This is a genomic window from Agrobacterium sp. RAC06 (assembly GCF_001713475.1).
Classification (GTDB): domain Bacteria; phylum Pseudomonadota; class Alphaproteobacteria; order Rhizobiales; family Rhizobiaceae; genus Allorhizobium.
This window is the reverse complement of sequence record NZ_CP016499.1, coordinates 686,107-699,732: the sequence shown is the minus strand read 5'-3', so window position 1 is coordinate 699,732 and position 13,626 is coordinate 686,107. Positions and strand designations below refer to the sequence as shown.

The following is a 13,626-nucleotide window of genomic DNA, read 5'->3' as shown; positions in this document are numbered from 1 at the left end:
CTCAGATCCTCGCCAGATAGGGTTCGAGCGCCTTGAGGCTCTCCAGGTTGTGAGCCGGCGCAAAGAGATCGACGTAAGGAAGCGCCGCCTTCATACCGGCCGCCTCCGGGGCATAGTCCTGCCAGCCGATCATCGGGTTCAGCCATGCGATCCGCCGGCACCGCCGCCGGAGCGCCCGCATCTCGTCGCCCAGCCGCTCAGCCGGCCCCGTGTCGTAACCATCAGACACGATCATCACGCAGGTGCGCGAATGGATACAGCGTTTCGCATGCCATCTGTTGAAGGTTGCAAGACTGTCGCCGATGCGGGTTCCGCCGCCGCTTCCCTGGCCCATCAGCGCCATCCGCTCGACGGCACGCTGCGGATCGCGCTCCCGCAGCGCCGGCGCGATATGAACGAGGCGCGTGTGAAAGAGGAATGCCTCGGCCTCGCGAAATGCGTCGAGCACGCCATGCATGAAGCGCAGGAACACCGCCGAGTAGAGGCTCATCGAGCCGGAACCGTCGAGAAGCACGACCAGCCGCAGCGGTTTTTCCAGCCGCTTCCGAAACACCAACTGTATCGGCGTGCCGCCATTCGCGATGCTCTTGTGGATCGTGCGCCTGAGATCAAGCCGCTGGCCTTGGCGCCGTGCCCGCATGCGCCGCGTGATGCGCGCACGCATCGAAACGGCGAGGCGTTCCGCCAGGCGATGCGCCTCGGCGAGATCGTCCGGATGCGTCAGGTGCCGGAAGTCGGTCTTGCCGATGAACTCGGCGCGGGACGCGCCCTCACGCCGGGTTTCGCCGGTCTCGAAAGCCTCTTCACCCTGACCACGCTGGACATGATCCGCGTGTTCTTGGGCCCCCTGACCGCGCGCTCCGGACGCGGCCGCCTGCACCCCGTCAGGGGCCTTTTGCGGTGCGCCCGACATCCGCGTGGCAGATTTCATGCCCCGTTTTAGCCAGAAGGCATCAAAAATCTCATCGAACATCGTCCAGTCGGAATGTCGGCTGCAGAAGAGCGATCGGAGTGCCGGACGCAGCCGCGACGGACGGCTGGCGCTGTCGCCGCTCATCACAGTGAGCGCGTCGCGATATTCCGCAAGACCGACAATGAAACCATTGTCGCGCAGCGTCGCAACGAAGCCGGAGAGCTTCGTCCGCATCAAGTCGCCCAGATCTGGCTCGGCCATCCGCAGCGCGCTCATCTCACGCCACCCTTCCGAGCAGTCGCTCGGTAACCTGGCGCGACATGCGGGCCTTGTCCTCCGCTGTCTTGATCAGACACATCAAGGTCTCATGCACCGCCTCGGGCTCGTCATGCAGATGCCGGATATCGAGGCCGGCAAGCGTTGCGGCCCAATCGAGCGTTTCGGCGACACCCGGTGTCTTGCGCAGGTCCTCCTTGCGGATGAGGCCGACCATCGAAGCGATCTGCAAGGCCAGCGCCGCATCAATGCCCGGCAGTCGCGACAGGATGATCCGCGCCTCGCGGTCGACATCAGGAAAATCGACGTAGTGGTAGAGGCACCGGCGCCTGAGCGCGTCGGACAACTCGCGGGTTCCGTTGCTGGTCAGGATAACCCGCGGAATGGTCGTCGCCGTAATCGTCCCGAGTTCCGGTATCGACACCTGGAAATCCGATAGAAGCTCCAGAAGAAAGGCCTCGAACTCCTCGTCTGCCCGATCAACCTCGTCGATCAGCAGAACCGGTGCCTTTGCCTGCCGGATGGCGGCCAGCAGAGGCCGCTCAAGCAGGTATTTTTCGGAGAAGATCGCCTCTTCGACCTCGTCGGCATTGATGCCTTCGCGCGCCTTGATCGCCAGCAACTGCCGCTGGTAATTCCATTCATAGAGGGCCGAACTCTGGTCCAGCCCTTCATAGCATTGCAACCGGATCAGTTTTGTTTCATGCGCCAGCGCCAGGGCGCGTGCGACCTCCGTCTTGCCGACACCTGCCTCGCCTTCCAGAAGCAGCGGCCGTGACAGGCTGTCCATCAGCCATAGCGCGGTCGACAGGTCGCGATCGGGCACATACCCGACCGCGGCCATCTGCGCGGCAATCTTCTCCTGAGGAAGTGTCACTGCCATTGACTGATCCGTACTTACCCGTGCAACCCGAGACGTTCGCCGACCTTCCACAGCCGCCAGGCATCATGCGGCATCTGGATATGGCCGGCATCGAGGAAGGCATAGGCGTCGTTGACCGCATTGGAGAAGCACGGCACGCCGCCGACATGCGGGCTTTCACCGACGCCCTTGGCACCGATCGGATGATGCGGCGAGGGCGTGACGGTAAAGTCCGTCTCCCAATGCGGCGTCTCGACGGCGGTCGGCAGGAAGAAGTCCATGAAGGACGCCCCCATGACATTGCCCATCTCGTCGTAGCGGATCTCCTGGCCCATGGCACAGGCAAAGGCTTCCGTCAGCCCGCCATGCACCTGTCCCTCGATGATCATGGGATTGATGCGCGTGCCGCAATCGTCCAGCGCGTAGAAGCGCCGCGTCTTGGCCACACCCGTATCGACGTCGATATCCATGACGCAGAAATAGGCGCCGAAGGGATAGGTCATGTTGGGCGGCTCGTAATAGTTGACCGCCTCCAGACCGGGCTCGAGGTTCGGCGGCGGGGCATTATAGGCCGACCAGGCGATCTCCTTCATCGTCTTGAACTTCTCTGGCAGGCCCTTGACGCGGAAGCGGTCGATATCCCACTCCAGATCGCCCTCATGCACTTCGAGCATATGGGCGGCGATCATCTGGGCCTTGGCCTTGATCTTGCGGGCAGCCACTGCGGTTGCAGCGCCGGCAACCGGGGTTGAGCGGGAGCCGTAGGTGCCGAGACCATAAGGTGCGGTATCGGTATTGCCTTCCTCGATCATGATGTCGTCGGCGGGAATGCCAAGTTCGGTGGCGATGATCTGGGCATAGGTCGTCTCATGCCCTTGCCCCTGGCTCTTGGTGCCCATCCGGGCAATCACGGAGCCGGTCGGATGGATGCGGATCTCAGCGGAATCGAACATCGCGATGCCGAGAATGTCGCAGTTCTTGGCCGGTCCCGCGCCGACAATTTCGGTGAAGAACGAAATGCCGATGCCCATCAACTCGCGCGTTTCGCCGCGTTTGAATGCCTCGCGTTTTTCCGCCTGCTCGGCACGCAGGGCCTTATAGTCGATGGCGTCCATCGCCTTCTTCATGGCGGTGTGATAGTCGCCGCTGTCATATTCCCAGCCGAGCGCCGAGTGATAGGGAAACTGCTCGGCCTTGATGAAATTCTTGATCCGCAGCTCCGCGGCATCCATGCCGAGTTTCTGGGCCAGCACTTCGATGGCGCGCTCGATGGCAAACACCGCCTCCGTTACCCGGAACGAACAGCGATAGGCGACACCGCCGGACGCCTTGTTGGTATAGACACCATCGACGGCCAGATGTGCCACCGGGATGTCATAAGAGCCGGTGCAGATGTTCATGAAGCCGGCCGGCCATTTGGACGGGTCGGCGCAGGCATCGAAGGCACCGTGATCGGCCAGCACATGCACCCGCATGCCGAGGATCTTGCCGTCCTTGGTGGCGGCCAGTTCCGTGGTCATGTGATAGTCGCGGGCAAAGGATGTGGTGGAGAGGTTCTCCATCCGGTCTTCCACCCATTTGACCGGCACACCCAGTACAATCGAGCCGACGACAGAGCAGACATAGCCGGCATAGGCGCCGACCTTGTTGCCGAAGCCACCGCCGATATCCGGCGCGATCACGTGGATCTTGTGTTCCGGCAGGCCGGAGATCAGCGAGACGACCGTGCGGATGACATGCGGTGCCTGGAAGGTACCCCAGAGCGTCAGTTCGCCCTTGACCTTGTCGAACGAGGCGACCGACTGGCAGGTTTCGAGCGGCGACGGATGGGTGCGGTGGTCGACCAGCATTTCCTTGATCGTCACATCCGCCTTGGCAAAAACATCGTCTGTCGCTTGTCTGTCGCCGATCTGCCATTCGAAGATGTGGTTGGGATGTTTGCGCGGTCCGTGGGCGCCAACCATCTTGTCCTTGATGTCTTCGCGCAGGATCGGCGCATCCGGGAGCATGGCCTTGAACGGGTCGACGATGCAGGGCAGCGCCTCATAGACGACATCAACAAGTTCGGTCGCATCAGAGGCGATGTAGCGATCCTCGGCGATGACGAAGGCGACTTCCTGGTTCTGGAACAGCACTTTCTCTTCAGCCAGAACCGCCTGGACGTCGCCGGCAAGCGTCGGCATGTAGTGCAGGCCAAGCGGCTTCAGATCGGCAGCTGTCAGCACCGCAATCACCCCCGGCAGCGCCTTGGCGCGCGACGTGTCGATGCTGACGATGCGCGCATGCGCGTGGGGCGACCGGACGAAATCGCCGAACAACATGCCCGGCAGTTTCAGGTCGTCGACATAGGAGCCCTTGCCTTGCGTAAAGCGGATGTCCTCGACGCGCTTGCGCTTGCAGCCCATGCCCTGCAGCTTTTCGGTCCGCTCGGCACGATCGGTGTCAATCTTGACTTGCTCGTTCATTCCGCGGCCTCCTGAAACGGTGTTCCATTGATCTTGGCCGCCGCATACTGGATGGCCTTGACGATGTTCACATAGCCGGTGCAACGACAGAGATTGCCGGCGATGCCGTAGCGAATTTCCTCCTCGGTCGGATTGGCGTTTTCCTGAAGAAGACGATGGGCGCGCAAGATCATGCCCGGCGTGCAGTATCCGCATTGCAGGCCGTGCATCATGCGGAAGCCCTCCTGCAGAGCGCTGAGCGTTCCGTCCGGATTGGCGACGCCTTCAATCGTGGTGATGCTGGCGCCATCGGCCTGGACGGCGAAGGTCATGCAGCTCTTCACCGACATGTCGTCCATATCGACCGTGCAGGCCCCACAATGGCCGGTGTCGCAGCCGATATGGGCGCCCGTCAGGTTCTGCTGCTCGCGCAGGAAGTGGATCAGCAGCGTGCGCGGCTCGACGAGAGCCTCGACAGCCTTGCCATTGATCGTGACTTTGATATGCGATTTTGTCATTGTTTCCCCCTCAACCCTTGGCGCGGGTCTGTGCCCGCTCGAGTGCCCGGCGCAGCATGATACCGGCCATCTTGGTGCGGTATTCGGCAGGCCCACGCATATCGGAGGCCGGATTGGTGATGGCCTCGGCCGCAGCGACTGCCGCATTGACTGTTGCCGCATCGAGCGTGCTGCCAACCAGAATGCCAGCTGCCTCGGACGCCCAGAGCGGCGTTTCGGACACATTCGTCAGGCCGATGGAGGCACTGGTGCAGGTGCCTCCCGCCATGGTGATCACCACTGCCGCCGCCGCCGCCGCATAGTCTCCAACCTTGCGCTTGAGCTTTTCATAGCCGTAGCCATGACCGGCAGGCGGCACCGGAATGCGGATCTCGGTCAGGATTTCGCCAGGTTCCAGAGCGGTCTCATAGGCACCGAGATAGAAATCCCGCGCCGGAACCTGGCGGCTGCCACCGGTGCCGGTCAGCTGGTAGCTGGCTCCAAGACACTGCATCAGAGCCGGCATGTCATTGCCGGGATCACCGTTGGCGCAATTGCCGCCGATCGTGCCCTTGTAGCGGATCTGTGGGTCGGCAATGACGAGGGCTGTCTCGCGAAGGATTGGAACGAGGTCTGCGAGCAAGGTGCTGGTGATGACCGAATGCTGTGTTGTCATCGCCCCGATGATCACATCAGTGCCGACCACTTCCAGGCGACGCAACCCCTCGATAGCGGTGAGATCAACGAGATGCTCAGGCGCTGCCAGCCGTGTCTTCATCAGCGGTATCAGGCTGTGACCGCCGGCCAGCGGCCGGGCATCCTCGCCGAGTTGCATCAACAATGCGACAGCGCTTTCGACTGTCGTTGGCCGATGGTAATCGAACGTGCCAGGTATCATCCGTCGCTCCTCCCAAAGCTTCGTCTCGCATCATTAAAGGCCGAACCTCCTTGGCCTCTGACGAGTCAGCACAGCAGGCGATGAATGTTGCCGCCAAACAATGGCAAGCACACCAAAACGCCTCCATTTGCACGAAATGCAGCGAGTTGCGCACGAAATGCGGCAGGAGAATTGACCTAACGACAGTCGGGGGTGGTGCCGCTTCTCGATGCTTTGAAGGCGGCGAGCTCAGACCGAAAGCCTGTCAGCCTCGACCGACTGACAGGCACCGTACGCCTGATCGGCGTATCCAGTTCGACCACGCCCGAGTCACCGGTCTTCTTGATGCGGACAACGAATAAGAGGTTCACGATATAGCTGCGATGGACCCGGGAAAAAATCGTCTCGGGCAGGCGCGCTGCGATGTCGGAGATCGACAGTGGGCAGAAAAGGTCGTCACGACCGTTGAAGATATAGGTGTAATGCGCGTTGGAATGAACCGAAACGATGTCATCTGCTGCAATGTGAAAACGCTTGCCGTTCCTTTCGATCGGCAGCAGGAGATCGTCTGCGGACAGAATTGGGGCAGGCGACGCAGCGACTGCGGCCACCACCGGGCCGGGTTCGGTCGCGGTCTGCATGAGGTGCTGCTCGGCCGGATTTAGCGAGATCGTTGGGGTAATGTCCGATTGGGGGCCTTCCGGTGGGCGCGCGTCTGGCACAGCATGTGCCGCGTTCCAGGCGTTCTCGCCGCGCGTATCTTTCGGCTCTGTTGGGACCAGCGCCAGCATGAACACGGCCGAGATGCTACAGGCGACCACGCTCACAATGGCTGCCAGTATGTCGCCGGACATCAAGGATGTCGTGTTTGCCACCTCTGCAGCGGCCAGATGCAGTGTCGTTCCTGCCATCGCCATATAGTGCATACCCGATACTGCGCAGCCGAGCACCACGGCACAGAGAAACAGTGGCGGTCGCCTGTCGGCGGAAAAGGCGAGCCAGAGCGCAAGGCCGGACGCAGCGATGGCAATCGCTATACTGGCCAGAGCGTAGGCGGGATCGTGTGTGAGATGAAATACCGAATGCACGGCCGTCATGCCGACATAGTGCATTGTGGTGATGCCAATGCCCATGAGCAGTGCGGCGATCACTAGAAGGCGCTGCGATCGCAGGCTCGCAAGGTAGATCGCGACGCCCGTGACAAGACAGCAAATGAGGAATGAGAGAAGCGTGGGTACGACGGCATAGTCGATCGCGACGGCGGTGGTGATCGCCAGCATGCCGATGAAATGCATGCTCCAGATGCCGACTGAGAGCGTCATCGCCGAGCCTGCGATCAGGAGGCGGCGTCGGTTGGCAAAGGCGGCTGGTATGAGAAGCGCGAGACTGATGCCGACGTATCCCGCCTGAATTGCCACCACCACTGAAAGGGCGACGAGGACCGGGCTATAGCTGAACGATGTGGTGAGTTCCGTCATAGCTGTCTTTGCAACCTTCGGACATTCCTATGCATCGCTCATGCGATGGCACGAGCGATCGATACTGCGGCTTTCACTGATCTGCGTTCGGCTCGCCTCCCAGCCGCCTGGCCTCACACTATCCACACGCCGGACAACTTGTCGAGCCAGATGGCAGTGGTTGACTGAAACGCGGGTCACCTTTTGAACATCAGGTTCATGAGGTCTGCGCAACACTGACCCCAGGTTCTCGCGGCAACGTCACGGCTTCAAGCTTGGACTCACGGGGTGAGTATTCATCTTTGAATTCCTGCTCTCCGGGTTCAGCAGGAACGCTTTAGCCCGATGTCCTTGAAACCGGCAGCGGGCCAGTTTGATGGCACTCATGGTTGCTCTTTCATCATTCCCGCCACAGCACTCGCACGGCCAGAGTGGCGGCGGAGGTCCGCTTCTCAACGGCCAGTTTGTTGAAGATCTGCTCCATGTGCTTGTTTACGGTGCGCGGTGACATGTCCAGGATATCTGCAATTTCCTTGTTTGACTTTCCGTGGGCCACCCATAGGAGAACCTCCGCCTCACGCAGTGTCACGCCGAAGGCCCTTGCAAGCTGTTCCTCGTCGGCGCCGCGACGACGGTCGACAAGCCGCAGCAAAATCTCGTCGTCCCCGCTGTCCGAAAGGCGCCGAAACTCAATGTCGTGGCCAAGCCGCGCGTAATGAAAGACGTTCGGATTGCCGCCAACATCATTGCAAGCGCCGTCCGCCAGCCAGGAGAGGATTTCGAGCGGCAGATAGCTGTTGGTGTCTGCCCGTATACCAACCTTGGCCAAGAGATCCGATGCCTGGGGTGTCGACCAGGCGATCAGCCCGTTCGTGTCGCAAGCGACAATCCAGCGCCCCGTAGAATCGAGAGCATGACGGGCCGACCGCGCGCGCTTAGAATTGCTCAGATGGACACGCATGCGGGCAAAGAGCTGATCGAGCCGGATCGGCTTGACGACAAAGTCGACGCCGCCTGATGCAAGCGCCTTCACGACATGCTCATTCTCGTTATACCCGGTCATGAAGATTACCGGCAGATCTTCGAAGCCGCGGGCCGCCTTCAGAATCCTGCAGGTCTCGAAACCGTCCAGTCCAGGCATCATCGCGTCCATCAAGACGATGTCAGGCACTTTGAAATTGGCCATGGAAATGGCTGATCTTCCGCTGCTTGAGGTGTGCACCTCAAGGCCCTCAAGGCTGAGGGCGTCCGAGAGCATGGCGAGCGCCTCGCTGGAATCGTCTACAATCAGAACACGGTTGCCATCGAATGCGTCAGGCATGGCTCTTGGTATCCTCAATAATCGCCAGGAACTCGCGGAGGCGATAGTTCGTGGCCAGTTGGCGCATATGCCTGCAGAAGCGCTCTGTTCCAGGGGTGGAGATTTCCAGATCGTTGAGCATCGCTTCTATCGAACGGACGAAGCCTGTCTCGCCCAGAGTTTTGAGCTGCTGTAGCTTGCGCGGCTCGGGCAGTTCCTCCAGCGTGAAAGAAGGTCGTTGGGAAGCCTCGACGTGAACGCCGTCATCGAGAATCCATGTCAGCGGAATGAGGGTCGCCAGACGTTCGAACAGTCCTTCGAAATTGAAGGGCTTGATCAGGTAGGAATCGAAGAGCGGGGCATATTCGGGCTTTGTGCGTTCGTTTCCGGCATCGGCCGACAAGATCAGGATGGGAAGATCCCGGCCGTAACGTTGGCGGATGCGCTTTGCCACGTCCCACCCGGACATGCTGGGCATCGCAAGATCGAGAATGACAATATCCGGGCGATGGAGAGCGAGCGTGGAGAGGCAGGCCGGACCATCATTCACCGTTACCACCGAGAAACCGAGCGGGGTCAGAACCTCCTCCATCAGCGCCCGCTGGGTCGTATCGTCATCGGCTATCAGGATCATCCGGCGGCGTCCCTCATAGCCGGCGACGGCCAGAGCCGGCGCCACCATGTCCTCAGGCCTTTGCGCCTCGGAGAGCATCAGCCGGATGGTGAACTGTGTGCCCTTACCCGGGCGGCTTGCGAGCTTCAGGTCTCCGCCCATGATCTCGACCAACAGTCTCGTGATCGTGAGCCCAAGCCCCGTTCCTGGGGGCTGGGCCTGGCCGTGTGGTTGCTCCGCGCGTTCGAACGGCAGGAAGATCCGCTCCAGATCCTGCTGCTTGATGCCGACGCCGGTATCCTCGATTTCAAAGGTGGCCACTTGGCCGCGATAGGATAGCGTGAAGCAGACCTGCCCGCGATGGGTGAACTTGATGGCGTTTGAGAGCATGTTGATCAGCACCTGTCGCAGGCGCTTCTCGTCGGCGAACACATAATCCGGGATGGGGGAGGTGGCGCGGAACTCGAAGCCAATACCCTTGGCCTGGGCTTGCAGGCTGAACATATCGACAATCTGGTCGAGGAACGGACCGAGCGCGATTTTGTGGCGGTAGATCTCAAATTTGCCGGCCTCGATCTTGGAGATATCAAGCAACCCCTCGATCATGTCGGCGAGATGCTCGCCGCTGCGCTTGATGGTCCGGGCGGCATTGTGGACGATGTTCGGCATTCCCTGCTGGCGCTCAAGCACCTGGGCATAACCCAGGATCGCGGTCAGCGGCGTGCGTAGTTCGTGGCTGAGGCCAACAACATATTTGCTCTTGGCAAGATTGGCCGATTCCGCCGCCTCCTTCGCCTTCTGCAGCAGCCGGTCGGTTTCTTCATGCGCCCGGATTTCGTCCATGAGCAGGCGGGTGTGGCGACTGGCCTCTTCCTCTGCGAAGTCACGGCTCTCCTGTGCCAGAACGAAAAGCCAGGTGACGATGCCGGCCAGGATGAAGAGGATGATGTAGAGCTTCCAGAGCTCGAAACCGATCAGTTCCGCAGCATCCGGAGATTCGATCGTGCTCTGGAAGTGGATGAGCCAGAAGACGCTGCCCATAAAGGCGTTCACGACTGAGAAAAGCGCCAGATAGCGCATCACGCTGCCGTTCACCGCCTCGGCCACTCCGGCCGGCAGCCAGGACTGGGCAAGTGACTTCGCCTGCTGGCTGAACCGCGCATCGGACTTGCAAATGTCGTGGCATCGTGCGTCCAGTGAGCAGCAAAGTGAGCAGATCGGTCCCGAATAGGCTGGGCAATGCGCCATGTCCTCCCGGTCGAACTTCAGTTCGCAGATCGAACATCCGGTATGCCCCTGGGCGTCGGCCTCAACGCAGCTCGTTCTGGCGATGTAGTAGCGCCCGCCCGTCGCCTTCGCAATCAAGGGTACGAGCAGGAAAGGCAAAGCGAGTGCGACGTAGACATAAATCTTGGTGGCGAGCTCACCCATCAGCCCGCCATAGGCGGCGAAGGCCGCGAGCACGGCGATCGTCATCGAGCCGAAGCCAACCGGATTGATATCGTAGAGATGGGCCCGCTTGAATTCGATGATCGGTGGCGACAGGCCGAGAGGCTTTGCGATCATCAGGTCGGCGGCGATCGAGGCGGTCCAGGCGATCGCAACAATAGAATAGAGGCCGAGCACGGTCTCCAGCGCCTTGTAGATGCCGAATTCCATCAGCAACAGGCCGATCATCACGTTGAACACGAGCCAGACCACACGGCCCGGATGGCTGTGGGTCAGGCGCGAGAAGAAGTTCGACCAGGCGATGGAGCCTGCATAGGTGTTCGTGACATTGATCTTGACCTGGCAGATCACAACAAAGATGCCGGTGACGCCGAGCGCAAATTCGGGTGAGCCCAGCATTTGGCTGAACACGGTCAGATACATCTGCGTCGGGTCGGATGCATCCTCGAATGCAACCCCATTGCGGAAGGCGTAAAAGGCGAGGAAGGAGCCGGCCAGAATCTTCAGCCCGCCGATCACGATCCAGCCGGGACCTGCACTGAGCAGAGCGACCCACCACTGGATTCGGTTCTTTTCGGTTTTACGTGGCAGGAAGCGGAGATAGTCCACCTGCTCGCCGATCTGTGCGGCCAGCGAGAAGACCACGGCCGAGCAGAGACCAAAAAGCGCAACATCGAAGCTGTGGTCCATCGGGCCGAGGAGCCCGGTGTAACCGGTCCAGTCCCGCACCGGCTGCAGCCCCTGAGATGCTATGAAGACAAAGGGAGCAAGCTGTAGCACCACCCAGAAGGGCTGCGACCAGGCTTGAAACCGGCTGATGAACGTCACGCCGTGGGTGACCAGCGGAATGATCGCGACTGCACTGACGATATAGCCGATCGAGAGCGGCAGCCCTGTAATCAACTCCAGCGCTTTGGCGATGATGGCGGCCTCAATGGCGAAGAAGAGGAAGGTGAAGCAGGCATAGATCAGCGAGGTGACCGTGGAGCCGAGATAGCCGAAACCGGCACCGCGGGTGAGCAGATCGATATCCACCCCGTAACGGGCGGCGCTGTAGGCGATCGGGATGCCGATCACCAGCATGACCGAGCATGCGACCAGAATCGCAAGCGTTGCATTGGTGAAGCCGTAGCTCAGGGTTATAGCTCCGCCGATCGCCTCCAGCGCCAGGAATGAAATGGCGCCCAGTGCCGTATTGGCGATCCGCCCCGGCGAGAAGCGACGCACCTCGTGTGCGGTGAAGCGGAGGGCATAATCCTCCAAGGTCTGGTTGGCGACCCACTTGTTGTAGGTCCGCCGAATTCTGGGAATCCGCTCGGCCTGGTTCAATTCATCCCCCTGCGACCGGCGACGGCCGGTCGCGCGCTGTACGCCCTCTCGCGAAGCAATTCTCGTACCAGTCAAAGAACGAGCGTTTTCATAACCCTACAAAAGACGGATGCGGGTCAAATGGACGGGTAGCGCAGGTCCTTGGTTTCTCTTTGTTTCTCGGTCGGATTGCCTCAACTGGATACGACCTTAAGGGACAAAGACCCGGGTGGGTATACGTCAAACGCTCCATTGTTGCGTTGCACCAATTGCGACGAGGTTACCTCCAGTTGGCCGGTTCCCTCGCTGCTGGCCCTGCTGCAACCCTCCACAACGACGAAGAGGCACGCCATGTCTGACGACCCCAAAATCCCACCGCTGAGCATCAGTCGCCGAGCCCTGCTTGCAGGCGTGGCATCGATCCCGCTGTTGACGGCGCTGAGCACGCCGATCTTCGCGCAGGACACATCCACTGCAGTCGTCAATGCCACTGGCCTGGCTGTGACCGACGACACCGTGAAAGTGGGCATCCTGCATTCTGTTACCGGCACCATGGCGATTTCCGAGACCGGCTCGGTTCAAGCTGAAAAGCTCGCCATCGAACAGATCAATGCCAGTGGCGGCATTCTTGGTCGCAAGATCGAGGTGATCCAGGAAGACGGTGCCTCCGACTGGCCGACCTTCGCCGAAAAGGCGAAGAAGTTGCTCGTTGAGGACAAGGTCGCGGCCGTCTTCGGTTGCTGGACCTCGGCTTCGCGCAAGGCTGTTCTGCCCGTCTTCGAGCAGTATAACGGCATGCTTTACTATCCGACATTCTACGAAGGGCTCGAGCAGTCGCCCAACGTCATTTACACCGGTCAGGAAGCAACCCAGCAGATTCTCGCTGGCATTGACTGGGTGGTAAAGGAGAAGGGCGCAAAGAGCTTCTATCTGCTCGGCTCTGACTATATCTGGCCGCGCACGTCCAACAAGATCGCCCGCAAGCACATCGAGAAACTCGGCCTCGAAGTTGTCGGCGAGGAATACTACCCGCTCGGGCATACCCAGTTCAATTCGGTGATCAACAAGATCAAGCTGAAGAAGCCCGATGTCATCTATGCCATCGTCGTCGGTGGCTCGAACGTTGCGTTCTACAAGCAGCTGAAGGCTGCCGGCATTGATATGACCAAGGAGAAGCCGCTGCTTCTCACGATCTCGGTCACCGAGGACGAGATCCTCGGCATTGGCGGCGAGAACATGGTGGGCGCCTATGCCGCCATGAAATACTTCCAGAGCCTGCCGAACGACAACAACACGTCCTTTGTCGCCGAGTTCAAGAAGATGTGGGGCGACGACATCGTCATCGGCGACGTCACCCAGGCCGCCTATCTCGGCCCTTGGCTGTGGAAGGCGGCGGTGGAGAAGGCTGGTTCCTTCGACATCGACAAGGTGCGCGCCGCTTCGCCTGGCATCGAACTGACGACGGCACCGGAAGGCTATGTGAAGGTCCACGAGAACCACCACCTTTGGTCCAAGACCCGCATCGGGCACGCCCGTGCCGACGGCCAGTACGACGTCGTCTACGAGACGACGGACCTGATGGAGCCGGACCCGTTCCCGGAAGGCTATCAATAAGCATTGTTCCCCGCCT

General features: G+C 60.5%; 9 protein-coding genes. 1 reads left to right on the top strand and 8 read right to left on the bottom strand.

Annotated features, from left to right (window positions below; genetic code table 11):
• Position 1: 1 nt before the first annotated feature.
• The 8 genes from BSY240_RS03215 to BSY240_RS03180 all read right to left on the bottom strand — a co-directional run bounded on the left by BSY240_RS03215 (position 2) and on the right by BSY240_RS03180 (position 12,017).
• Positions 2–1,189: a vWA domain-containing protein gene (locus BSY240_RS03215; RefSeq protein WP_069041400.1), complete on the bottom strand. Its 1,188-nt coding sequence runs from the start codon at positions 1,187–1,189 to the stop codon at positions 2–4.
• 1 nt (position 1,190) lies between these two features.
• The gene (locus BSY240_RS03210) at positions 1,191–2,072 is read right to left on the bottom strand and encodes an AAA family ATPase (RefSeq protein ID WP_069041399.1); all 882 of its coding nucleotides are present in this window, start codon (positions 2,070–2,072) and stop codon (positions 1,191–1,193) included.
• Between the two features lie 14 nt (positions 2,073–2,086).
• The gene (locus tag BSY240_RS03205) at positions 2,087–4,516 is read right to left on the bottom strand and encodes an aerobic carbon-monoxide dehydrogenase large subunit (RefSeq protein ID WP_054148100.1); all 2,430 of its coding nucleotides are present in this window, start codon (positions 4,514–4,516) and stop codon (positions 2,087–2,089) included.
• The gene (locus tag BSY240_RS03200) at positions 4,513–5,013 is read right to left on the bottom strand and encodes a (2Fe-2S)-binding protein (protein ID WP_069041398.1); all 501 of its coding nucleotides are present in this window, start codon (positions 5,011–5,013) and stop codon (positions 4,513–4,515) included. The genes BSY240_RS03205 and BSY240_RS03200 overlap by 4 nt, the downstream gene beginning before the upstream one ends.
• Before the next feature lie 10 nt (positions 5,014–5,023).
• A complete protein-coding gene (locus BSY240_RS03195) occupies positions 5,024–5,890 on the bottom strand; it encodes an FAD binding domain-containing protein (protein ID WP_069041397.1) in 867 nt (288 codons plus the stop codon).
• Between the two features lie 176 nt (positions 5,891–6,066).
• Positions 6,067–7,347, bottom strand: a complete 1,281-nt coding sequence (locus BSY240_RS03190; protein WP_069041396.1) for an MHYT domain-containing protein — start codon at positions 7,345–7,347, stop codon at positions 6,067–6,069.
• Between the two features lie 379 nt (positions 7,348–7,726).
• Positions 7,727–8,647 (bottom strand): response regulator transcription factor, encoded by a 921-nt coding sequence (locus BSY240_RS03185; protein ID WP_054148104.1) that lies wholly within the window; start codon positions 8,645–8,647, stop codon positions 7,727–7,729.
• The gene (locus tag BSY240_RS03180) at positions 8,640–12,017 is read right to left on the bottom strand and encodes a hybrid sensor histidine kinase/response regulator (RefSeq protein WP_069041395.1); all 3,378 of its coding nucleotides are present in this window, start codon (positions 12,015–12,017) and stop codon (positions 8,640–8,642) included. Before BSY240_RS03180 ends, BSY240_RS03185 begins: the two co-directional genes overlap by 8 nt.
• Positions 12,018–12,347: 330 nt before the next feature.
• On the opposite strand from BSY240_RS03180, the gene urtA reads away from it, so the two are divergent.
• Positions 12,348–13,610 (top strand): urea ABC transporter substrate-binding protein, encoded by a 1,263-nt coding sequence (gene urtA / locus BSY240_RS03175; RefSeq protein ID WP_069041394.1) that lies wholly within the window; start codon positions 12,348–12,350, stop codon positions 13,608–13,610.
• Positions 13,611–13,626: the final 16 nt, after the last annotated feature.

Bases quoted from the DNA above. Each gene is read 5' to 3' on its own strand.
- BSY240_RS03215 (WP_069041400.1), bottom strand. From the start codon at position 1,189: ATGAGCGCGCTGCGGATGGCCGAGCCAGATCTGGGCGACTTGATGCGG.
- BSY240_RS03210 (WP_069041399.1), bottom strand. From the start codon at position 2,072: ATGGCAGTGACACTTCCTCAGGAGAAGATTGCCGCGCAGATGGCCGCG.
- BSY240_RS03205 (WP_054148100.1), bottom strand. From the start codon at position 4,516: ATGAACGAGCAAGTCAAGATTGACACCGATCGTGCCGAGCGGACCGAA.
- BSY240_RS03200 (WP_069041398.1), bottom strand. From the start codon at position 5,013: ATGACAAAATCGCATATCAAAGTCACGATCAATGGCAAGGCTGTCGAG.
- BSY240_RS03195 (WP_069041397.1), bottom strand. From the start codon at position 5,890: ATGATACCTGGCACGTTCGATTACCATCGGCCAACGACAGTCGAAAGC.
- BSY240_RS03190 (WP_069041396.1), bottom strand. From the start codon at position 7,347: ATGACGGAACTCACCACATCGTTCAGCTATAGCCCGGTCCTCGTCGCC.
- BSY240_RS03185 (WP_054148104.1), bottom strand. From the start codon at position 8,647: ATGCCTGACGCATTCGATGGCAACCGTGTTCTGATTGTAGACGATTCC.
- urtA (WP_069041394.1), top strand. From the start codon at position 12,348: ATGTCTGACGACCCCAAAATCCCACCGCTGAGCATCAGTCGCCGAGCC.